Origin of the sequence: Peribacillus sp. NPDC101480 (assembly GCF_050277335.1) — a bacterium.
Lineage (GTDB): Bacteria > Bacillota > Bacilli > Bacillales > DSM-1321 > Peribacillus.
In genome coordinates this window covers 875,301-897,282 of sequence record NZ_JBNNSB010000001.1, presented here as the reverse complement: position 1 = coordinate 897,282, position 21,982 = coordinate 875,301, and the positions used below count along the sequence as shown (strand labels likewise).

At 43.6% G+C, this 21,982-nt stretch carries 20 protein-coding genes; 3 read left to right on the top strand and 17 right to left on the bottom strand.

Annotated features, from left to right (window positions below; genetic code table 11):
- Positions 1 to 59: 59 nt before the first annotated feature.
- Complete coding sequence (gene mltG, locus ACQKMF_RS04435; RefSeq protein WP_427571952.1) at positions 60 to 1,202, bottom strand: endolytic transglycosylase MltG; 1,143 nt, start codon at positions 1,200 to 1,202, stop codon at positions 60 to 62.
- Positions 1,203 to 1,654: 452 nt separating this feature from the next.
- On the opposite strand from mltG, the gene ACQKMF_RS04430 reads away from it, so the two are divergent.
- Positions 1,655 to 1,837, top strand: a complete 183-nt coding sequence (locus ACQKMF_RS04430) for a hypothetical protein (RefSeq protein WP_230177103.1) — start codon at positions 1,655 to 1,657, stop codon at positions 1,835 to 1,837.
- Between the two features lie 350 nt (positions 1,838 to 2,187).
- On the opposite strand, the gene ACQKMF_RS04425 is transcribed toward ACQKMF_RS04430, so the two are convergent.
- From ACQKMF_RS04425 to cymR, 14 genes are all read right to left on the bottom strand, one after another.
- The gene (locus ACQKMF_RS04425; RefSeq protein ID WP_063232962.1) at positions 2,188 to 2,478 is read right to left on the bottom strand and encodes a DUF1292 domain-containing protein; all 291 of its coding nucleotides are present in this window, start codon (positions 2,476 to 2,478) and stop codon (positions 2,188 to 2,190) included.
- A gap of 11 nt (positions 2,479 to 2,489) precedes the next feature.
- Positions 2,490 to 2,915, bottom strand: a complete 426-nt coding sequence (ruvX, locus tag ACQKMF_RS04420) for a Holliday junction resolvase RuvX (protein ID WP_034308633.1) — start codon at positions 2,913 to 2,915, stop codon at positions 2,490 to 2,492.
- Positions 2,915 to 3,184: an IreB family regulatory phosphoprotein gene (locus ACQKMF_RS04415; RefSeq protein ID WP_034311358.1), complete on the bottom strand. Its 270-nt coding sequence runs from the start codon at positions 3,182 to 3,184 to the stop codon at positions 2,915 to 2,917. The genes ruvX and ACQKMF_RS04415 overlap by 1 nt, the downstream gene beginning before the upstream one ends.
- Before the next feature lie 66 nt (positions 3,185 to 3,250).
- The gene (gene alaS, locus ACQKMF_RS04410; protein ID WP_427571950.1) at positions 3,251 to 5,887 is read right to left on the bottom strand and encodes an alanine--tRNA ligase; all 2,637 of its coding nucleotides are present in this window, start codon (positions 5,885 to 5,887) and stop codon (positions 3,251 to 3,253) included.
- Positions 5,888 to 6,197: 310 nt separating this feature from the next.
- Positions 6,198 to 7,274, bottom strand: coding sequence for an AI-2E family transporter (locus ACQKMF_RS04405; protein ID WP_101222644.1), 1,077 nt, complete (start codon positions 7,272 to 7,274; stop codon positions 6,198 to 6,200).
- A gap of 226 nt (positions 7,275 to 7,500) precedes the next feature.
- Positions 7,501 to 7,716, bottom strand: a complete 216-nt coding sequence (locus ACQKMF_RS04400) for a hypothetical protein (RefSeq protein ID WP_034311361.1) — start codon at positions 7,714 to 7,716, stop codon at positions 7,501 to 7,503.
- Positions 7,706 to 8,164 carry a PRC-barrel domain-containing protein gene (locus ACQKMF_RS04395; RefSeq protein ID WP_427571947.1) on the bottom strand — a complete coding sequence of 153 codons (459 nt, stop codon included), beginning with the start codon at positions 8,162 to 8,164 and terminating at the stop codon, positions 7,706 to 7,708. The genes ACQKMF_RS04400 and ACQKMF_RS04395 overlap by 11 nt, the downstream gene beginning before the upstream one ends.
- Positions 8,165 to 8,311: 147 nt before the next feature.
- Positions 8,312 to 9,085: a TPM domain-containing protein gene (locus ACQKMF_RS04390; protein WP_402938547.1), complete on the bottom strand. Its 774-nt coding sequence runs from the start codon at positions 9,083 to 9,085 to the stop codon at positions 8,312 to 8,314.
- Positions 9,085 to 9,654, bottom strand: a complete 570-nt coding sequence (locus ACQKMF_RS04385; RefSeq protein ID WP_397315188.1) for a LemA family protein — start codon at positions 9,652 to 9,654, stop codon at positions 9,085 to 9,087. The genes ACQKMF_RS04390 and ACQKMF_RS04385 overlap by 1 nt, the downstream gene beginning before the upstream one ends.
- A gap of 80 nt (positions 9,655 to 9,734) precedes the next feature.
- Positions 9,735 to 12,140, bottom strand: a complete 2,406-nt coding sequence (gene recD2, locus ACQKMF_RS04380; protein WP_101222648.1) for an SF1B family DNA helicase RecD2 — start codon at positions 12,138 to 12,140, stop codon at positions 9,735 to 9,737.
- Positions 12,141 to 12,176: 36 nt separating this feature from the next.
- Complete coding sequence (locus tag ACQKMF_RS04375) at positions 12,177 to 12,842, bottom strand: tetratricopeptide repeat protein (protein ID WP_214745126.1); 666 nt, start codon at positions 12,840 to 12,842, stop codon at positions 12,177 to 12,179.
- 122 nt (positions 12,843 to 12,964) lie between these two features.
- Positions 12,965 to 14,080: a tRNA 2-thiouridine(34) synthase MnmA gene (gene mnmA, locus ACQKMF_RS04370; protein WP_101222649.1), complete on the bottom strand. Its 1,116-nt coding sequence runs from the start codon at positions 14,078 to 14,080 to the stop codon at positions 12,965 to 12,967.
- Between the two features lie 29 nt (positions 14,081 to 14,109).
- A complete protein-coding gene (locus tag ACQKMF_RS04365) occupies positions 14,110 to 15,255 on the bottom strand; it encodes a cysteine desulfurase family protein (RefSeq protein WP_427571943.1) in 1,146 nt (381 codons plus the stop codon).
- 60 nt (positions 15,256 to 15,315) lie between these two features.
- Positions 15,316 to 15,735 (bottom strand): cysteine metabolism transcriptional regulator CymR, encoded by a 420-nt coding sequence (gene cymR / locus ACQKMF_RS04360; RefSeq protein WP_034308657.1) that lies wholly within the window; start codon positions 15,733 to 15,735, stop codon positions 15,316 to 15,318.
- Positions 15,736 to 16,236: 501 nt separating this feature from the next.
- Between cymR and ACQKMF_RS04355 the strand changes: the two genes are divergently transcribed.
- Positions 16,237 to 16,926, top strand: a complete 690-nt coding sequence (locus ACQKMF_RS04355) for a nuclease-related domain-containing protein (protein WP_427571941.1) — start codon at positions 16,237 to 16,239, stop codon at positions 16,924 to 16,926.
- Between the two features lie 795 nt (positions 16,927 to 17,721).
- Positions 17,722 to 18,993 carry a replication-associated recombination protein A gene (locus ACQKMF_RS04350; RefSeq protein WP_260358142.1) on the top strand — a complete coding sequence of 424 codons (1,272 nt, stop codon included), beginning with the start codon at positions 17,722 to 17,724 and terminating at the stop codon, positions 18,991 to 18,993.
- 29 nt (positions 18,994 to 19,022) lie between these two features.
- On the opposite strand, the gene ACQKMF_RS04345 is transcribed toward ACQKMF_RS04350, so the two are convergent.
- Both ACQKMF_RS04345 and ACQKMF_RS04340 read right to left on the bottom strand, forming a co-directional pair.
- Positions 19,023 to 19,670, bottom strand: coding sequence for a DUF2642 domain-containing protein (locus tag ACQKMF_RS04345; RefSeq protein ID WP_101222705.1), 648 nt, complete (start codon positions 19,668 to 19,670; stop codon positions 19,023 to 19,025).
- A 211-nt stretch (positions 19,671 to 19,881) separates the two neighbouring features.
- The gene (locus ACQKMF_RS04340; protein ID WP_427571938.1) at positions 19,882 to 20,862 is read right to left on the bottom strand and encodes a hypothetical protein; all 981 of its coding nucleotides are present in this window, start codon (positions 20,860 to 20,862) and stop codon (positions 19,882 to 19,884) included.
- Positions 20,863 to 21,982: the final 1,120 nt, after the last annotated feature.

Genomic DNA, 21,982 nt, shown 5'->3' with positions numbered 1-21,982 from the left:
TCATAAAAACAAGGGGAAAGTAATATCTCTCCCCCCTCAGTCTCATTGCATTTTTTTATTTATTTATTGGAAATATGCTCTGCCTTTTTGACATTGTGGTCATCCAAGGTCTTCGAGTAAAGGACTTCCCCTTCAGGTGTTGCCAAAAAGTATAGGTAATCCGTTTTCTCAGGCTTCAGTACCGCATCGATCGATGTCGTTCCGGCATTTGCAATCGGCCCTGGAGGCAGCCCCTTATTCTTATACGTATTATAAGGCGATTTCACCTCAAGGTCTTTATAATACACCCTGCTCTTATGTGAACCTTTTGCATACAAAACGGTCGGATCCGTTTGAAGCGGCATATCTTCCTCGATACGATTGTAAAAGACGGAAGCTATTTTCCCGCGATCGACCTGTGCCGTCGCCTCTTCTTCAACAAGCGAAGCGAAGGTCAGCATCTCATGTACGGAATAATCGTTTTTGTCCATCTGGGTCTCGTATGCCTGCAACGTCTCTTCGGTTTTCTTCAGCATCTCGATGACGATCGATTCCAGTGTCGGCTTTTCCTCATAAAAGTCATAAGTAGCTGGGAAAAGGTATCCTTCAAGCGGATATAAAACCTTTTCATTTTCAATTTCCGAGGTCAAGAGCTGCGGAAATTTCTCTTGCATGGAATTAACGAATTTCTTATCATTCAATTTCTTAAAGACCTTTTTCGGATCTTCCCCCGTCTTCACTGCGATGATATCGGCAATTTGAACAAGCTGCTTTCCTTCAGGAATCGTTATCTTCATTGCAGCTTCCTTCATGAGTTTTCCGGTTTTGATGCTTGTGACGATATCTTCAATTGGCATGGAAGGTGATAATTTATACTCTCCTGCCTGAAAACCGGATTCATTGCGGAATTTAATATAATATTTGAATACGCGTGCGTCCTTGATTATCCCCTGCTCTTCAAGCAGTGTTGAAATTCCGTTAACGGAAGAACCGATTGGGATTTTCACTTTCTTGATGGTGTCATCATCCGGATCGACTGGTTTCATGGCTGAGTTGATATATAAAAAGCCCACAAGACCAACTATCCCAATTAGTAAAATAAGCGAAGCTATCGTAATCATGATGATTTTACGAACCAGCTTGGCTTCTCCTTGCTGTTCTAACAATTTCATTCGGATATGTTCCTTTTTAGATAAATTTTTATCTTTTTCATCCACGTTCATTCCCCCTGCAAACTCACACCAACTACAGAATGGTTTCTAGATGATGCTTTCTCTAATTAATCTTTGCTTCGAACATTATACTAAAATCAACAAATAATTACATGTTTTTTGCAAAACTACATTCATCAATACTCTATTTATGGCAAAAACGCACTAGTTTTGTCAATATACAGGTGTAATTTAATAGGAAAATAGTGATATCTCTGTCTAAAGTTTTTTTGAGGGTATATTGATTTCCGCTCCAGGCACCCGCTTTCCGCGGGCGGTCCGGGAGCCTCCCCGGCTTACGCCTGCGGGGTCTCCCCTAGACGCGCTTTTCCCGCAGGAGTCTCGTACCTTACTCTCCAAAAAACTTTGTTTTAATTATTTACTCAGCTTAAAAATTTGTTTCCTGCATGTGTCAGGCATTTCAGGCAAGGGCAGGAATATTCATATCGGAGTGCCATAAAAATTTGAAGAAAAAGAAAGGTGTGAAGGAGTTGGATAATTCTTATTTTGTAGGTTGGGGGACATTGGCACTCATAAACGCCGGACTTGCTCAAGGTAAAAATAGAACGGCGTTGAATTGGTTCTTGCTATCATTATTTTTAGGTCCGTTCGCCACTTTTATGCTTTTATTCGCAGAGAAAAGATAAGGTGTTACTGGTACATAAATGAAAAAAACGACCTTCATGTCCACAGTTTATTACAGGTTTGTTGAACGTTTATTTGTTTTCAGGCACTCGCTCCAATCGATTCAGATAGTAACCCTTTTGCCTAAAAAAATGGCTCGGAATGGTCACAACCGAACCATGAAATGTTATTTGGTGGTGGACTTAAATTTCCACTCCAGGTACTCGCTTTCCGAGGGCGTCTCGGGAGCCTCCTCGGCTTCCGCCTGCGGGGTCTCCTTAGACACGCTTTTCCCGCAGGAGTCTCCCACCTTCCGTTCCAAATCTTCCTCTTTTCAAAAAAAAAACCGACCTTTAAGGGCCGGTTTTTTCTCTTATTCTTCTTCCGCTTCTTCTTGGTCAAGGAATGTATTTAACATTTCCTCGACAAGATCCCACTCTTCTTCTGTTTCGATCGGTGTAAGTTCACCATCTTTATTATCTTCGCTTGGTACGAATGATGAAGCGTGGATTTCGATTTCTTCCTCATCATCTTCTGCAGACATCGGATAGTAAAGTACATAAGATTTGTTGAATTTATCTGAGTCGAATGTGAAAAGGATTTCGCAAAGCTGCTCGTTTCCGTTTTCATCTACTACTGTAATGTTGTTTTCGCCGTGTTCCATTTGTATTCACCTCATATTGAATTTGTTTGTCTGTCCAAGAATCCTTGCAGAATCATGACAGCCGCCATTTTATCAATGACTTTCTTGCGTTTGCTTCGGCTCACGTCCGCCTCAAGAAGGACACGTTCAGCCGCCATAGTTGTCAACCGTTCATCCCAGAGAAACACCGGCAGCTTGAATTTGTTTTCTAATCGTTTAGCGAAATCTTGGCTGATCTCGCCTCGCGGTCCAACGGTACCATTCATGTTTTTAGGTAAACCGAGGACAATTTTAGAAACATCATGTTCTTTTATGATTTCATTGAGGCGTTTAAAGCCGAAGTCATTTCCAGCTTCGTTAATTTTGATCGTTTCCAATCCTTGTGCAGTCCAACCCATCGCGTCACTCAGGGCAACGCCGATGGTTTTTGAACCTAAATCAAGTCCCATTGTGCGCATTAGTATTCCTCTCGATGGTTCTTAAGATACGACTTAACCAATTCTTCGATGATTTCATCGCGTTCAAGCTTACGAATAATGTTTCGAGCATCCATATGGCGCGGGATGTAGGCCGGGTCACCAGATAATAGATAACCGACAATCTGGTTTATCGGGTTATAACCTTTTTCCTGAAGTGCAACATAAACTTGAGACAATACTTCTTGTACATCTCTTTCGAATGGTTCTTCGGGAAAATTAAATTTCATCGTTTTATCAAAGGAACTCATAAACATGCACCTCTCCTCAGCGTCCAGAATCCACTATTACCTACATTGTACAACACTTTCCATTGATTATGAAATCGATAAGACCCATTCTTCAACAAAATTAAGCGCTGCATCCAATTTTTCAGGGTCTTTTCCGCCGGCTTGGGCCATATCTGGACGTCCGCCACCGCCGCCGCCGCAACGGGAAGCAACTTCTTTGACCAATTTACCAGCATGGAAGCCGCGGTCGATGTAATCCTTGGTCACCCCGGCAATCAAATTGACTTTATCACCTTGGGCCGAACCTAATACGATAATGACAGAATCGAGCTTTTGTTTCAAATCATCCGCCATGGCACGCAGATTATTCATATCGGTAGCTTGAACCTTCGCCACCAATACTTGAACGCCATTAACGTCTTTTACGTTAGAAACAAGGCTGCTTGCTTCAATATTACTTAATTTTGCAGTAAGGCTTTCATTCTCACGATGAAGTTCCTTCACTTCAGCTAGTACCGTTTCAATTCTTGAAGGTACATCTTTCAAGTTCGTTTTCAATTTGGCAGCCGCGTCTTTCAAGACACCGATTTGATCAGTCATCAATTTGTATGCCCCTGCACCCGTTACCGCTTCAATACGGCGAGTACCTGCACCGATGCCGGTTTCAGATACGATTTTGAACAAGCCGATTACCGCTGTATTCGGAACGTGGACACCTCCGCAAAGCTCAAGGCTGTAATCGCCGATTTGAACGACACGGACAATCTTGCCGTATTTTTCGCCGAACAACGCCATTGCGCCCATAGCCTTAGCTTCCTCGATGTTTTTATAGTCCGTATTCACTTGTAAGCTTTGCCAAATCTTTTCATTTACAATCGTTTCGATTTGTTCAATCTCTTCCGCCGTTATCTGGCCAAAATGAGAGAAGTCGAAGCGAAGGCGTTCAGCCTGTACGAGTGAACCTGCTTGATTGACATGTGTACCAAGGACATCTTTCAACGCCTGATGCAGAAGATGCGTCGCTGTATGATTTTTCGTGATATGGATCCGATTTTCTTGATTTACCGTAGCAACGATATCGGAATCTGCTGTTAAAGTGCCGGCAGTAACTGTTACACGGTGCAGATTTTGGCCATTAGGAGCCTTTTGGACGTCATGGACATCAACCTTCACTGATTCACTGGCCATCGTTCCTATATCGGCTATTTGTCCGCCGCTTTCCGCATAGAAAGGAGTTTTGTTCAGTATCACTTGAACTTCTTCACCTTCTTGTGCCTCCGTTACAAGCTCGCCATTTTTTACTATGGCAGCAACTCTGGCTTCGACAGCGACTTGATCATAGCCGACAAATTCACTTTCAACTTTAATATCTCCCAATACCCCGCCTTGGATTTGCATGGAATCCACATCTTGACGCGCTGAACGGGCACGTTCACGCTGTGCATCCATTTCCTTTTCAAATCCAGCATGATCGACCGTCATGCCTTCTTCTTCTGCATATTCTTCCGTTAACTCAATCGGGAAGCCATATGTGTCATATAAACGGAATGCGTCACTGCCAGGAATGGTTGTACCGCCTTTTTCCTTTTCCTTTTTAATGACTTCAGAAAGGATAGCGAGTCCATCATTTAGAGTTTCATGGAAGCGTTCCTCTTCATTCTTGATTACTTTTGCAATGAACTCTTTATTCTTAAGGACTTCAGGGTAGAAGTCTTTCATGATTTCGCCGACGACCGTCACAAGCTCGAACATGAATGGTCGATTAATGTTGATTTGCTTAGCATACCGAACCGCTCTGCGGAGTAAACGGCGCAATACATAACCGCGGCCTTCGTTGGATGGAAGAGCCCCGTCACCTACTGCAAAGGCTACCGTACGAATATGGTCGGCAATGACCTTGAATGCAACATCTTTTTCTGAATCAACACCATACTTCACATCGGAAATCTCTTCGACTGCCCGGATGATCGGCATGAATAAATCTGTATCATAGTTCGTCGCCACATCTTGAACGACGGAAGCCATACGTTCAAGGCCCATGCCTGTATCGATATTTTTCTTTGGAAGCGGTGTGTAAGAACCGTCCGGATTATGATTGAATTGGGAAAACACAAGATTCCAGACTTCTAGATGCCGTTCATTTTCCCCGCCTGGATATAATTCCGGATCATTCGGATCATCGCCATATGCTGGTCCGCGGTCATAGAAAATCTCTGTGTTCGGGCCGCTTGGACCTTCACCGATATCCCAGAAGTTTTCCTCCAGGCGAATGATCCTTTCAGCAGGAACACCGATTTTCTTATTCCAGAGTTCGAATGCTTCATCATCTTCAGGATGGATCGTAACAGCCAATTTGTCTTTGTCGAACCCAATCCATTTTTCATCGGTCAAAAATTCCCATGCCCATGTGATGGCTTCTTCTTTGAAGTATTCACCAATGGAGAAGTTTCCGAGCATTTCGAAGAACGTATGATGACGTGCCGTTTTCCCCACGTTTTCAATATCGTTTGTACGGATGGCCTTTTGAGCATTTGTAATCCTTGGATTTTCAGGAATCACCCGTCCATCAAAATATTTCTTTAACGTCGCCACCCCGGAATTGATCCAAAGCAATGATGGATCTTCATGAGGAACCAATGACGCACTTGGTTCGATGTTATGGCCTTTTTCACTAAAAAAATCTAAATACATTTGGCGGATTTGAGCACCAGTTAAATACTTCATATATATATCCTCCTTTAAAAATTATGTAATTTTGAGCACACAAAAAACCCCCATCCCAAAAACAGGGACGAGAGTTTACTCGCGGTACCACCCTGATTATGGACGCAGGAATTCATCCCAGGCCCATCACCTTCATAAAAGCCTTAACGCGGCATGACGGCAGGTATTAGCTGCTCTCAGGACTAGCTTTCTGCTGCTCTTCACCTTACAGCCCCTTTCAGCCTGGGGGACCACTCTCTTTTAGATGGACTTCAGCATACTTCATCCTTCAACGAATTATCTTATGTAATGGATTATATTCACAAGACTTTTATTTGTCAATAAGGGGCGGCTTCTTTCTAAAGTGAACGCGGGCATGAAGTACAAAAACTTTCAATACTGCCAATATGGGAATTGAAAGGACCATGCCCATGATACCTCCTATTTCCCCCCCGGCCAATAATGCGAGCATGATGAACAGCGGATGCATATGGAGGCTTTTACCGACTATAAGCGGCGAAAGGATATTTCCCTCAAGAAATTGAAGTACAAGCACGATGACCGCGATGATCAACACCATCTTAACCGACATTGTCGCGGCGATGACCAGTGCAGGAATCGCCCCAATAATCGGTCCGAAATACGGAATGACATTCGTTATCCCGATTATCGCCCCCAATAGAAGCGGATATTGCATTCCGACTATCCAGAAGAGCAGCGAGGAAATCAAACCGATCACGACACAGACGATGATTTGTCCGCGGATATAGCCGCCAAGCGATGCATCCACATCACGAATGAATGCCCGTCCCTGCTTGCGCCATTTTTTCGGCGTCATATACCATGCCATTTTTTTTAAAACAGTGAAATCTTTCAGGATATAAAATGCGATGAATGGAATCAATGCAATCAGGACGATGAAATCAATCATCTTCATTGCATACTCCATCGCCTTTTCAGGTATACGCTTCAGCCAATCTTCGAAAAGGGTGACACCTTCTTCGAACCTTTCATGAATTCCGAACGGCCAGGCAGCCGTTTGATGATTGAGTTTATCGATGCTGCCCCGGTACTGTTCAACCAGTTCCGGCACGCTTTCCGACAGCTCGCGGACCTGGCTGACCATCACTGGGATACCTTTATAAACAGCAAAGCCGATCCCTCCGAAAAACAATAAATAGATGATCGTAATCGAAAGCCAGCGACGCATCCCCTTCTCATTTAAATATTCCACTACTGGGTGAAGCAAGTAACTGATGAACGCACCAATCAAAAAAGGCAGCAGTACCGTCACACATACAGCAACGACAGGTCCCCACATGGGCTTAAGTTTCATAAAAATATAGATAACGAAAAATAAGAGCAATAAAAAACCCAGGCGATAAAACCACTTTAGACGAATACTCACAATAAACACCTCCCGCTCATTTATTCTTCGAAAGGCGGGAGGTTTTCATACATAAAAAAGAGTGCCCTCATTATCAGGACACCCATTCCTGCTATAATAATGATTTTAATCTTTTGCGTATTTTCTTCATGTTCCGTTTAAACATCTTCGAGTTCATCAAGTCCGAACCCATATTCATTAGAGTATTGCGTGAACGTCTAGCCATTGCAAACACCTCTTCCGTTATTTACATACCGAAGCGGCGGTCATTTTCCTCAAACAAATCGTCCAATGAGCTTAAACTTCCATCTTCCTCGACTTGGTGCGTATTTATGAGCCCTTCGGATAGAGTCATTTCAATAAAGCAATTCCAACAATAATATTGATTTACGCCAATCTTCCCAACATCTTTACTGCGGCAATTCGGACATTTAATTTCCAAAATGGACACCTCACTGTTCATAAACTGAAACAATGATGGTATCCTTCCCTAATGCAGGCGGCTGTTTTGATTCTATCACTGTCGACTCCGAGAAAAACCCATCCGTTGTTTCATACGCTATAATCGTGCCCATTTTTTCCTTGAAATATACATCCTGCAGTAAACCAAGCTCTTCGCCCATTTCTGAAAAAAGCATGCGTCCCAATAATTCGTCCTTCGAAAGGCAAATGGAATCCGCAGGCACTTTCATTAAGGTTGAATCCTGTTGCATGATGACGATCCCATCTGGACCGAATGAAGTAATATCGTCGAGTTTCAAATGAAAAGCTCTTTTGAACAATGCATGTTGATGAACGACCAAGCCTGTTACCTGACCCATTTCAGAAATTGATAAATCGTGGACCGTACCGATTCTTTCTCCTTTGATTGTAAAAACCGGCATCCCTTTCAATAAAGAAAACGTCCGCAAGGTCATCCCGCCTTTCCGAACATTTTTATTATCTCTTTACTATTGTAAATAGATGTGCTGAAAGGTTTTCCATTGTTGGTCCCTCTTCCGGTAAAACAGAAACCAGGCCATAAAAAAAGACCGGTTTCCCGGTCTAATACACTTACTTTACCATCCTCTGCTGGCACCTCCGCCACCGGAACTTCCTCCGCCGCCGCCCCGTGGACCGCCGCTGCCGCCTCCACGGCCGCCGCCACCTCCGCGACTGATGATTATCAAGAGAATATTGATTAGCGTTTGAAGGAAAAATCCTTTAAAGAACTTGGCATCGAGGATGACTACGATGATGACTACGATGATAATGAGGAAAATCTGTAAACCTGATGGCTGAAAGGTTTCTGACTCTGGCTGAACGGAGAGATCTTGATAAAATTCGTCACCTAGGTCGTATTCTTTCGTGACATCGTTATATACAGCCTTATAGGTCTCCGTCAGGGCAACATCATATTTACCCTCTTTCAGCGCAGGGATAGCCACATCATCCAAAATCTGTCCAGATCTTATATCGGTAATGGCCCCTTCCAAACCGTATCCCACTTCAATGCGGATTTTCTGTTCTTCCATGGCCAGCACAATGAGGACTCCATTGTTCAGCTCGGCATCACCAAGCTTGAATGATCTTAATGCCTCGACCGAGTACTCCTCGATTTCGGATCCTTCCATCGAATCAACCGTCAAAACGGAAATTTGTGCTTTTGTGGCATCATCCAATCGTTTCCCAAGTTCGATGAGTTCGGATTTTTCCTGATCATCCAGGACTCCAGCAAAGTCCTGAACATATATATCCCCAACTGGTTCAGGGATGTTAGGTTGTGCTGCGGCTACGTTTGCTAAACCGAACGTGAGAATGAAGAATAGCGCAAACACAGCGAGTCTTTTCATTATTTATCGCTCCCGAAATCAACCTTTGGCGTTTCTTTTTCTTGATCGGTCACTTCAAAATATGGTTTGGCATCGAACCCGAACACTCCTGCCATCATATTCTTCGGAAAGCGTTTAATCATTTTATTATAGTTGGTAACTTCATCATTATAGTCTTTTCGTGCTACCGTCAGCCGATTTTCCGTTCCTTCCAAACTATCCATGAGACCCTTAAAGTTCTCATTGGCCTTTAAATCCGGATAGTTTTCGACAACCACCAAAAGTCGGCTCAAGGCCCCACTCAATTCTTGATCGGCATCAATCGCATCTTCAGTGGAATTGGCACCGGCCAGCTTCGAGCGTGCATCACTCACCGCTTTAATGGCTTCCGTTTCATGCGAAGCATAACCCTTCACCGTTTCGACAAGATTTGGAATCAAATCCGCTCTTCGTTTTAATTGATTATCCACTTGCGACCATTTATTGTCGACGTCTTCACTGGCACTTACAAGGCCGTTGTATGAAGATGCCCCATAAATGACAAGTAAAACGACAATGACTATTCCTATTATCCAACCTTTTTTCATCAAATCCCCCCTACTCTTTCACATATTAGTTATAATTCCACCAAAACTATGAATTTTAAACAAAATGCATCCAAAAGAACCCGCTACATAAAATCATAAGGCGTGACATTCTCCATCCCGATCATCGGGTCAGCATGCATGAGAATATCAAGATAACTCGATTGTTGAGGTACTTCTCCCTTTTCCGCCGGCATTTCTTCTTCGCTCAAAATTTCCCGCAGCTTTTCACGCAAAGTCGTTTTGCGGCGCATCTCATCATTACGCTCGATCCCTAAACGGAATGCATCTTCTTCACCACAAAGGATCAAGAAATTTTTACTGCGCGTAATCGCCGTATACAATAAATTACGTCGGAGCATCCGATAATAGCTTTTCACTACAGGTAAAATGACAATGGGGAATTCGCTTCCCTGCGACTTATGGATGGAGCAGCAATATGCATGTGTGATCTGGTTCAAGTCCTGCTTCGTGTATGTCACCTCGATGCCTTCGAACGATATGATTACTTTATCGACATGATCGGTATTTTCTTTAGCGAACAATATGGACACGATTTCTCCCATATCGCCATTAAAGACACCCTCCTCTGGCTGGTTCACCAGTTGAAGCACCTTATCTCCCGTTCTGTATATTACGTCTCCGAATTTTATTTCCCGCCGCTTTTCATCCGCATTGCTATTGAACACTTCCTGAAGCATTTTATTCAGTGCATCAATCCCGGCAGGCCCTCGATACATCGGAGCCAGCACCTGTATATCCTTGGCCGTGAAGCCTTTCGTCCTGGCATTGGCAACGACTTTCTCGATTACTTGGGCGATTTGACCGGTTTGGCAGCGAATGAACGATCGGTCTTCTTGCTGTTTCGTGACATCAGCCGGAAGCCTTCCCTTTTTGATTTCATGGGCCAATTCAATGATCGATGAGCCATCGGCTTGACGATAAATATGTTCCAGACTGACAGTCGGTACACAATTCGATGCAAGCAAATCCTTTAAAACCTGCCCAGGGCCAACAGATGGCAGCTGATCTTCATCACCAACCAATATCACTTGGACATTTTCCGGCAGAGCTTTAAACAATTGATGGGCCAGCCACGTATCCACCATGGAAACCTCATCGATGATTACAATACGGCCATCCAGCTGATTATCCTCATCATGGGAAAAGCCTTCACTCCCGTTCCACCCGAGCAAACGGTGGATCGTAACAGCGGGAAGCCCAGTCGATTCGGCCATGCGTTTCGCTGCACGGCCAGTAGGAGCCGCAAGTACGAATGGAAATGGATCGCTTCCTTCTTTTTTATAATCGTTAATGTCCATGGATACGCCATGCAGCTCTGCATATAGCTCAACGATTCCTTTAATGACTGTCGTTTTACCGGTACCCGGTCCGCCCGTCAAGATTAACATGGGTGATTGCAGGGCCGTTTGGATCGCTTCTTTTTGGGCCGGGGCATAGGAAACATCCAGACGCTCTTCCAGCTCCCCAAGTGCAAGCAGGAACTCAGATTCGGGGAACTGGTCCTCATACTCGGTTTGAGCAAGCAGCCTCTTGATGTTCATTACGATTCCCTTTTCCGAATAGAATAGCGAAGGCGGATAAATTCGTTGATCCTCGACAACTATTTTCCCCTCTTGCGTCAATTCGATTATTTCCGAGGAAATGTTCGTGAATTCAATACGATCCCGTTTATTTTCCTCCAGCAGCCGTTTGACTGCTTCCAAAAGCTGCTCGGCTTCTATGTAGATATTTCCGTCCTGCAGGCATTGTGATTCAAGCGTATACAAGCATGCAGCCTTGATTCGGTCGGGATGGCTGCCGGAAATGCCCAGCTGATGCCCGAGCTCATCCGCCCGTCCAAAACCAATCCCTTCAATATCCTCTACGAGCTTATATGGATTCCCCTGAACCATCGTTATCGTATCCTGTTTATACATTTGATATATCTTCATCGACAGCTGCGGACCGAAGCCATATTGATTCAGGGCGATCATCACCTGCTCCAGACCTTGATGCTCGACCAATGTATCATAGAGGCCCTTTGCCTTTTCACCGGATAGCTTCGGGATATCATCAAGCAGCGAGGGCTGAGCCAGAATTTTTGAAATTGCCTTTTCACCCAGTGTCTCAACAATGCTTTCAGCTGTTTTCTTCCCAATGCCCTTGAAAAGGTCACCTGATAAATAACTGACGATGCCTTCCTTGGATTGAGGCAAATCCTTGCGAAAATGCTCTACATGAAATTGAAGGCCAAAACGCGGATGTTCCTTCATGGCCCCATAAAAAATATAGATCTCATCCTCATGCATCCTTGGAAAATAACCAGTTACGACCGCTTCCTTCTCCTCATAATTCAGATTCGTTTCATGCACACGAATTCTTACAACCGAGTACATATTTTCTTCATTATGAAAGATCGTCACTAAATGACTTCCCTTCATGAACATTTTCTCTTCTGAAAACAAATCCAACGAGTCTTGCTGGCTCAACGCTTCTCCCCACCTTTCCATGCATATGCTTTTTATTTACTCTGCATTCATTTCTTCCAACAGTTTCTTACCGTGTGCGGCAAGCATATGGTCTGGCTGTGCTTCCAAAGCCTTGTCAAAATAAGCCATCGCTGCTTGCGCATCCTCACGATACCCTGCAAACGCAACACCTAAATTATAATAAGCATCCGCATGTCCCGGATCCTGTTCCACAACTAAATTCAGCTGGTTGATCAATTCATCATATAATTCCGCATTAGCAAGACATAACGCATATTGGAATCTTGCATCAACGTCCTCAGGGCTCAGCTCCACCGTTCTCTGTAAATAAGGCATCGCCAATTTCGGCTGATCCAATGCCATCAAAGTCAATCCAAGCATGAAGTAAGCATCGCTGTTATCCAGTCCCAATCGGATTGCCTTTTCGAACATATCCTTCGCTTCAACTAGTTTAGAATCTGATTCATAATATAAGTTTCCTAATGAATAGTAAGCCGCTGCCGCATTTTCATCCAGCTCGATCGCCTTTTTGTAAAACTTGACCGCTTTATCCGTTTCACCAACGGCAGTCAATACATTCCCAAAGTTTATGTAGGCAACAGGCTCATTCGGATTTTCCTCGATCGCCTCATTAAAAACCTTCGCCGCTTCTTCGTATTTCCCTTGCTGCATAAATTCAATTCCTTGTTGATTCTTATCCATATCCATTCACACTCCATTTTTATATTAAAAAGTATAGCATAAGCCAGTGGCCCAATTCAGGCGGTATACCCGCAATCCAAAAGAAGTCCCCAACCGCAAACACAGCTGGGGACATGCTTATTTTACCCTACGTAAGTCAGTTTTTCACCTTTTTTAAATACTTCATCAATCGTACCGCCGCCAAGGCATACTTCACCTTCATAGAATACGACTGCTTGTCCAGGTGTGATCGCGCGGACTGGCTCGTCAAAGATGACTTCGACGTCACCATTATCCAAGACCTTCACCTTAACACCGCTATCCTCTTGACGGTACCTGAACTTTGCCGTACATGTAAATTCACCCGCAGGTATATGTTCCGCTACCCAGCTGACATTCACTGCACGAAGGGAATTGGAATACAGTACATCATTATCAAAGCCTTGACACACATATAAAACATTGCGCTTCAAGTCTTTTCCCGCAACAAACCAAGGTTCGCCGCTGCCGCCGATCCCTAGACCGTGACGCTGACCGATGGTGTAATACATCAATCCGTCATGCTTGCCCATGACCTTGCCATCCATCGTGACCATATCACCGGGCTGAGCTGGGAGGTAATTGCTTAAAAACTCTTTGAAATTGCGTTCACCGATAAAACAGATGCCTGTAGAATCTTTTTTCGTTGCCGTGGCAAGACCCGCTTCTTTCGCAATTTCACGGACTTCCTTCTTATCAATGTGTCCAAGCGGAAACATGACTTTTTCCAACTGTTCTTGAGTAAGCTGGTTCAAGAAGTACGTTTGATCTTTATTATTATCGACACCGCGAAGCATTTTGTATTCGCCATCCCGGTATTCAACCTGTGCGTAATGACCTGTAGCCACATAATCGGCACCAAGGCTTACGGCATGTTCAAGAAATGCCTTGAACTTGATTTCCTTATTGCACATTACATCCGGATTCGGGGTACGGCCCGCTTTATACTCATCCAAGAAATAAGTGAAAACTTTATCCCAATACTGCTTTTCAAAATTGACCGCATAATAAGGGATGCCGATTTGATTACAAACGGCAATTACATCATTGTAATCTTCCGTTGCCGTACAGACTCCGTTTTCATCTGTATCATCCCAGTTCTTCATGAAAATCCCGACCACATCATAGCCTTGATTCTTCAATAGCAGGGCTGACACAGAAGAATCCACGCCTCCTGACATACCCACGACGACGCGGGTGTCCTGTGGTGCTTTTCTCATTCTGTCACCTCATTTATTTAAAGTGAGAGTTATCTTCTCACTAATCTATTAACGATTTTAACGGTAGTTTCAGCCGCCTGCCTTACTTCCTCTTCCGTGTTGTTCAGACCGAAGCTGTAACGAATCGAATTCTTCGTCCGCTCCGAATCTTTCCCGAACATCGCCACAAGCACATGCGACGGATCGATTGACCCAGCAGTACAAGCAGATCCGCTCGATACAGCAACACCTGCCAAGTCCATATTAACGAGCATCGATTCCACATTCGTACCAGGAAAACTAACATTCAGCAAATGCGGCAGCGACTGTTCCATAGATCCGTTAATTTCATATTGTACATCCGCCTCATCAAAGACGGCAAGCAATACGTCTTTAAAACGCTTGTATTGCTCCTTTTTCTTTTCCATCGTGCTTTGTGCAATTAAAACAGCTTCTGCAAAACCGGCAATTGCAGGCACGCTCTCCGTACCAGCACGGCGCTTGCGTTCTTGTTCCCCGCCATATAAATGAGGATTCAGCTTCAAGCCTTCACGTATATAAAGAAAGCCGATTCCTTTTGGACCGTTGATTTTATGTGCGGATACGCTAAGTAAATCCACACCCAACTCACGGACGTCGATAGAGATCAAACCATATGCCTGAACCGCATCCGTATGGAAAATGGCTTGATGCCCCTTGAGCAGCTGTCCAATTTCAGCTATCGGCTGGATTGTTCCAACCTCATTATTGCCGAACATGACCGAAACCAAAATCGTGTCATCCCGTAATGCGGCCTTTAAATCGGCAATTGAAATAAGCCCCGCTTCATTCACAGGTAAATATGTGACCTCAAAGCCAGACTTCTCAAGGTATTGGCATGTATGCAATACCGCATGATGCTCAATCTCCGTAGTAATGATGTGCTTTCCTTGTTCTTTATAAGCATTCGCAACACCAATGATCGCCGTATTATCCGCCTCGGTTCCGCCGCTCGTGAAAATGATTTCATTCCGCCCCGCACCGATGCTCGCTGCAATACTCGAACGCGCTTCATCCAAAACATGGCGCGCCTCCCGCCCGAACGCATGAATGCTCGACGGATTCCCGAAGTCATTACTCATGACCGTCATCATCCTATCGATCACATTCGGATGCATCGGTGATGTCGCAGCATGATCTAAATATATTCTGTCCACTTTTTTGTCGCCTCCATTAAAAAACGCAAGCGCCTACATAATAGGCGCATTGCTAATCACTTAAATATAATACATATAAGAATCGATTTCACCCGTATCCTTGTAGCTCGCCAAATCCATAAGCGTCGTATTATCCAATACATCCTTCACAGCATCGCGAATCCGGATCCAAAGCTGGCGCTTCACCGGCTCCTCATCCTCAATTCCTTCAACAGGCGTAATCGGCCCTTCCAATACACGAATCACATCACCCGAAGTAATCTCCTGAGGATCCTTAGACAAGACATACCCGCCATACGCACCGCGCACACTCTTCACCAATCCCGCATTACGAAGCGGCGCAATCAACTGCTCCAAATAATGCTCCGACAAATTATGCGTCTGGGCAATCGATTTCAAACTCTTCGGGCCTTCTCCATAATGTTTAGCAAGCTCGATCATAATCGTCAAACCATAACGGCCTTTAGTAGATATCTTCATACATATACACCTCAAATTATTTATCCGTTTCTAAATTCTTTTGAAATTATAGCATATTCCCGCCGGAAATGCATTCACCCGCCCTTCATTTGTCAAATTATCCTAATTGGAGAGGTAGGAAAAGATAGAAAAAGGTTGGGTTAGGACGGAATTTTTGCTCGGACGGTCGGATTATTGCGGGGATAGGTCGAATCTTTCGCCCGGACGGTCGGATTATTGCAGAGATAGGTCGGATCTTTCGCCCGGACGGTCGGATTATTGGGTGCTAGAACAAATTTTTCGCTTGGAAGCTGGATTATTTACGCTAGGTCGGATTTTTCGCTCGGACGGTCGGATTATTGCAGAGATAGGTCGGATCTTTCGCCCGGACGGTCGGATTATTGCAGGGATAGGTCGAATTAATACAAAAGTTCATCCATGCCACATTTAATTTCACTAAAATACAGGAAATCTCTTTATTAACCGAGAATACTTCACTTAAATCTATAAGGAGTGGTTATCATGATCATTAAAAACTGCAAGAGGCCTTTAAAAATAGACATGCTCGAAGCTCTGATGAGACGCTTACCTCCTGGGCATGCGAAGCACCCGGCATTTATTGAAGATATTAAAAAAATCAAGGCTGGATACAACGGTGAAAACAGAGTCTTCCAATCTCTTAAATCCCTTCCTGAAAAAGAATATCTACTCTTTCATGACCTCCGACTTATTGGATCACCTTTCCCCTTCCAAATGGACATACTCATTCTCACATCCTCTTTCCTATTAATCCTTGAAGTCAAAAACATGGCTGGTGAAATCTTTTTCGATAATGCATTCAATCAACTTATCCGTACAAATCCAGATGGAATAACCGAAGCTTTTGATGATCCCATATTGCAAGTGAGCCGGCAGCGTCAGCACTTGTTAGACTGGTTAAAAACAAAAAGAACGAACAACCTTCCAGTTGAAACTCTCGTAGTCAGTGCCAATTCTTCAACGATCATTCGGGCCGGGAATACGGATATTAATAGAATAGTGACACGTAAGGATCGGATTCTACTTAAAATTGAGGAATTAAAAAACAAGTATAACGAAGCGGTCCTTTCTACTAGAGCAATGAAACGATTATCGAATTTATTGCTTGATAGTCACATCCCTTATTTTCCTAAACCCCTCGAGAATTATAGAATTCCGATTACCGCCCTCTAAACCGGAGTATTCTGCGATAAGTGTCATGCATTTTCGATGGAGCGGAAATCAAGAAAGTGGATTTGCCGTACCTGTTTGGATATTTCCCTCGATGCACACATTTCGGCACTATATGATTATCTATACCTCGTCAAACCTACCATTACCAACAGGGAATTTCGAAACTTCCTCCAACTCCAATCCCCATCCAGTGCAAAAAAACTATTACTTTCACTAAAACTGAATCATTCCGGCCATACTAGAGGCAGATATTATCTATTAAATTCTCTCATAGAAGGAGAGGTCGGATTTTTACGTCGGTAGGTCGAATTAGTCCTCTGCTAGGTCGGATTTTTCCTCTGATAGGTCGAATTAGTCACCTGCTAGGCCGAAGTTTCCGCCGGTAGGTCGAATTAATCCCCCGCTAGGTCGGATTTTTCCTCTGATAGGTCGAATTAATCCCCCGCTAGGTCGGATTTTTCCTCTGATAGGTCGAATTAATCCCCCGCTAGGTCGGATTTTTCCGCTGATAGGTCGATTTAGTCACCTGCTAGGTCGGATTTTTCCGCTGATAGGTCGAATTAGTCAACCGCTAGGTCGGATTTTTCCGCCGGTAGGTCGAATTCGTCCATCGTTAGGTCGGATTTTTCCGCTGGTAGGTCGAATTCGTCCACTGCTAGATCGAATTATCGATCTCACAGCATAAATTAAATCCCGAAACGGACTACTATAATAGGAATTCACCCTCTTTTACAGCATAATCAGCGCATTTCCCCTATCAGTTGTGATACCTTATATAAAAAGGAGAGGTGCGCAATGAATATTAAACCGCTTGCTTTCCGGATGCGGCCTCGTTCGATAGATGAGATCATCGGGCAGGAGCATCTGGTCGGTGAAGGGAAAATTATCGCAAGGATGGTGAAAGCCAAGCAGCTTTCTTCCATGATACTGTATGGTCCGCCGGGAATTGGCAAGACTTCGATTGCAAGTGCGATTGCCGGAAGCACGAAGTTTGCCTTCAGGACACTGAACGCGGTGACCAATAATAAAAAGGATATGGAAATCGTGGCTGCCGAGGCTAAGATGTCCGGAAAAGTGATTCTGCTGCTTGATGAGGTTCACCGGCTCGATAAGGCGAAGCAGGATTTCCTTTTGCCTTATCTTGAAAACGGGATGATCACCTTGATCGGTGCAACGACCAGCAATCCCTATCATGCAATCAATCCGGCCATTCGAAGCCGGTGCCAGATTTTCGAGCTCAAATCATTGGAAACCAATGATATAACCAAAGCTCTGGAACGGGCACTTCATGATGAAGAGCGCGGGCTTGGTGCGTATATAACGGATGTCAGCCTTGATGCCCTTACCCATTTCGCGACGGCTTCGAACGGAGATGTCCGCAGTGCGCTTAACGCTCTTGAGCTCGCCGTCATTTCCACCGAACCCGATGAGTCCGGAACGATACATATAGATCTGCAAATTGCCGAGGAATGCATGCAGAAAAAAAGCTTCTCACATGACAAGGATGGAGATGCCCATTATGATGTTCTGTCGGCTTTCCAAAAATCTATTCGCGGCAGTGATGTGAATGCAGCCCTTCATTATTTGGGGCGCTTGGTCGAAGCCGGCGATCTTGTCAGCATTGCCCGCCGCATGGTGGTCATTGCCTACGAAGACATTGGTCTCGCCAATCCGCAGGCTGGTCCCAGGGCCCTCGCTGCAGTCGAAGCCGCTGAACGGCTCGGGTTTCCCGAAGCCCGGATTCCACTTGCCAACTCCGTGATCGAGTTATGCCTATCACCTAAATCGAATACCGCCATTACCGCAATTGATGCGGCTCTTTCCGATATTCGCAGCGGCCATAGTGGAGATGTACCGGATCATCTTAAGGATGCCCATTACAAAGGGGCCACTGAACTCGGACGCGGCATCGGCTACCTTTATCCGCATGACTACGAGAATGGCTGGGTGAAGCAGCAATACTTACCGGACAAACTGCGCAGAAAAAAATACTACAAACCGAAAAAGAGCGGGAAATTCGAACAAGCCCTTGCCTCGGTCTATGAAAATATCGAGAAAAAGAAATAACTCCGGATCGCTTCAGACCCGGAGTTTCTTTATTGTGGGAAATGAAAACTTTTAACATGCCTCATGTTGACAAAAATCGCCTCCCCTTGAGCATTCACCATCTCAATGATGCCATCTTTCACTGCACTGATCATCCCGATATTCTGCGGATGCATCCCCAAGTCGAGCACCACCAGTTTATTGGTTAACTTTTTCACCTGTTCCTCCAATGTCCTGGCCCAGCTTAAAGAAGAAACCTGTGCCAATTGTTCCCCTTTATTCAAACCGTATGGACCCTTTTCATCATTACAAACCGAAAGCCACTTTAAATGATCCATCGAAATGAACATCGTTTTAAATACTGGCGAATAAAAGACGAAATAGTTATTCATGATGCCCACGATATAACCATGAACCGAGTTTTTTTTCGTGAGCAGGATTTCAACAAACATCCCCTTCGCATTCATCAGTAATTTTCGGAACGAGGTCTCGTCAATCTCCGGCTCTCCTCCCGAACCAATCTCCTCATCGATTATAGGAAAAGAAAAATTCTTAATGTGCCGGAATGGAACGTAACGGTAGGCTTTTCCAGTATACAAAACGATGATGTCAGAACTTACTTCAATTAAAATCCCCGCTTCATGTATATTCCCTGAGAGCTCCAGTTCCATATACTGGCCTATATGTTTTGCTAACAAGCGACGCTTCCCCCTTTATATTAAGATCAACCAAACAAAATGGTTGCTTGGCCATTTTATAAGCATTTGAACATAAACTTTTGCAAATGAAAAAATAAATCAAAGGTGTATTGAATCCCAATGAATCCATCTTAGGCAATAACGGCATGTCCACCTTCCATAAGAAGGCACAACAACTCGATTTTGGTTGCTGTACCTGTTTGGTATTTCTTTACCGGATATTTTGATTTGAAGCTTTGATTAAGTTCTCAATCCAAATTTGCTTGAATGCATTTGCACGAGGACTTCTGCGTCTTCCTGATCTTTCATCTGAGCTTGAGCTTGAGCTTGAGCTTGAAGAGCTTTCATATGAGCTTGAGCTTGAAGAGCTTTCATATGAAGAACTGCTCTCTTCTAATGAACTGCTTTCATCCTTTCTACTTCCGTTTGCTGAATTTCCATTTGCTGAATTCGCGTTTGATGCACCTCCGTCCGACGAACCTCCATCTTCGGAATTTTCATCTGTCTCCTCTTCAGCTTCTTCCTCTACCTTCACAGTTAAGGCAACGAATTGGACATGATCAGTTGGCACATAAAATAATTCTTCTTTATGCACAACGATAAGGTACGTATCAGCCACTTTCATCAGGATGCCCTCAACCCTCTCAGGTCCACCAGCGAAAACGGATACCCAGTTGTGGACTAAGCGAGTCAGAAGGCCATTAAGTGTATCGGTTCCGTTATAAACAAATTCAGGCAATAATTGTTCGTCTGATTCTTCGATCACTGTTACACTTTTAATATGGGAAATCGGGTATAAAACAAGCCCATCCTTCTCCGTGGATAAAACTAAAAATTCATCTTTCACATCTACAACCCGGCCAACTTTAGATCCCGGACCGCCGCCATTCACTTGAATGCAGCTAGTTTGAAGTGTTGACAGCACTCCTAAAAAACTGGTCGGAAATACTGTTTCTTCTTCCTCGGCCAATAAATCGACTTGTGACTTTTTCGCATTCGCGACAACTATTTTCAAATGATCCCTTGCGTAATACACAAGTTGAGTTTGTTCATCTTTCCCTGTTTGTAAAACGATATAATCGCTTAATACTCCTATAAGCCTGCCTTCTCTAGAATCAGGCCCGCCTTTAAACACCCTCACCGATTTTCCTGTTAAAGCATCAAGGTACGGTAAACCAACAGTCTCTGCCATTTTTCCTTTAGCCTCCAATAGTTATTTATACTTTAATGATATCCGTACTGCATATATATGCGCCTGCTTTCCAATACGGACTCTGCTTATCACCCATTTTGTGGGAAATCGTCGTACGCCTAGAAATTCCCTTTTGAAAAATCACTTTTTCCATTCTATTCAACTTTTAATAAAGGGCCTTACTTTTTAATAAAAAAACTCGGGAATTTTTTCCGGAGTTACATCACATATTTCTATATAGAATGAAATGGCCAAAACAGCTGACAAGTCAGATATGTATTTGTCACCATCTTCTTTTTGAATTTGGCATAGTTCTTTCACGAAAATCAACAGATACCCGAGGCTTTCTATAACCGGAGCTTAAAAACTTAGTACGCCCTCATAAATGAGTAGAAAGAGCGAACACAGGGTTTAGATTCACCTTACGTCTCTAGAGCTGATGTTACTGTTGCCTTCTTGCCCAGACCCAAGAACTTCATTTTCCCCTGAGTTCCAGCCAAAGACTTTTTTACACGTTTGATTAATCCATCGATTTAATTTTCTTCTAGAATCATATCGTAAAAATTAAGTACGTCATCGAATTTTTGACATTTTAAACATTGGGATCAACACTGCTTTATACAGCTAGCAATTCGTTCGAATGCTCTGTTAGTAAATTTCAGCATTTAAGTTTTTAAATGACTTGTTCCAGATCCACATCACGAATATCTGTATTACCAAATGTTGCACCGACTAGTTCTTTCAAAGATTCGTTATCATGTTGTTTACTTGTAGGATCACCATTTTCGCATTTATTCCTTTAAAGTAATAGTGGTTGTCATTATTGTTTTCCTCCAATAAAATAAGCATCGCAATTTGCGATGCCTGAATTTTTTTTATTTTATTTTCACTACACTGAACCAATATCTATATGTTCAATTTCAATCATTTATCCGTTAGTTTAATAATTCCTTAGTATCCTTATTAACCTCAATCCATTCATTAACTTCATGAATATTCAAAATATCAACTTGAAGTTGTAATGTTTGACCGATATTTTAATTGATTACTTTTTACTGTAATTACAAGCCTAAACCTTCGAAGCGCATCCTTAATCCATTGTTTATCAGTATAAAAAACA

What these genes read in the sequence shown, in the direction of transcription:
- mltG (WP_427571952.1), bottom strand. Translation starts at nt 1,202, where the DNA reads ATGAACGTGGATGAAAAAGATAAAAATTTATCTAAAAAGGAACATATC.
- ACQKMF_RS04425 (WP_063232962.1), bottom strand. Translation starts at nt 2,478, where the DNA reads ATGGAACACGGCGAAAACAACATTACAGTAGTAGATGAAAACGGAAAC.
- ruvX (WP_034308633.1), bottom strand. Translation starts at nt 2,915, where the DNA reads ATGCGCACAATGGGACTTGATTTAGGTTCAAAAACCATCGGCGTTGCC.
- ACQKMF_RS04415 (WP_034311358.1), bottom strand. Translation starts at nt 3,184, where the DNA reads ATGAGTTCCTTTGATAAAACGATGAAATTTAATTTTCCCGAAGAACCA.
- alaS (WP_427571950.1), bottom strand. Translation starts at nt 5,887, where the DNA reads ATGAAGTATTTAACTGGTGCTCAAATCCGCCAAATGTATTTAGATTTT.
- ACQKMF_RS04400 (WP_034311361.1), bottom strand. Translation starts at nt 7,716, where the DNA reads ATGAACAGTGAGGTGTCCATTTTGGAAATTAAATGTCCGAATTGCCGC.
- ACQKMF_RS04390 (WP_402938547.1), bottom strand. Translation starts at nt 9,085, where the DNA reads ATGAAAAGACTCGCTGTGTTTGCGCTATTCTTCATTCTCACGTTCGGT.
- ACQKMF_RS04375 (WP_214745126.1), bottom strand. Translation starts at nt 12,842, where the DNA reads ATGGATAAGAATCAACAAGGAATTGAATTTATGCAGCAAGGGAAATAC.
- mnmA (WP_101222649.1), bottom strand. Translation starts at nt 14,080, where the DNA reads ATGAGAAAAGCACCACAGGACACCCGCGTCGTCGTGGGTATGTCAGGA.
- cymR (WP_034308657.1), bottom strand. Translation starts at nt 15,735, where the DNA reads ATGAAGATATCTACTAAAGGCCGTTATGGTTTGACGATTATGATCGAG.
- ACQKMF_RS04355 (WP_427571941.1), top strand. Translation starts at nt 16,237, where the DNA reads ATGATCATTAAAAACTGCAAGAGGCCTTTAAAAATAGACATGCTCGAA.
- ACQKMF_RS04350 (WP_260358142.1), top strand. Translation starts at nt 17,722, where the DNA reads ATGAATATTAAACCGCTTGCTTTCCGGATGCGGCCTCGTTCGATAGAT.
- ACQKMF_RS04340 (WP_427571938.1), bottom strand. Translation starts at nt 20,862, where the DNA reads ATGGCAGAGACTGTTGGTTTACCGTACCTTGATGCTTTAACAGGAAAA.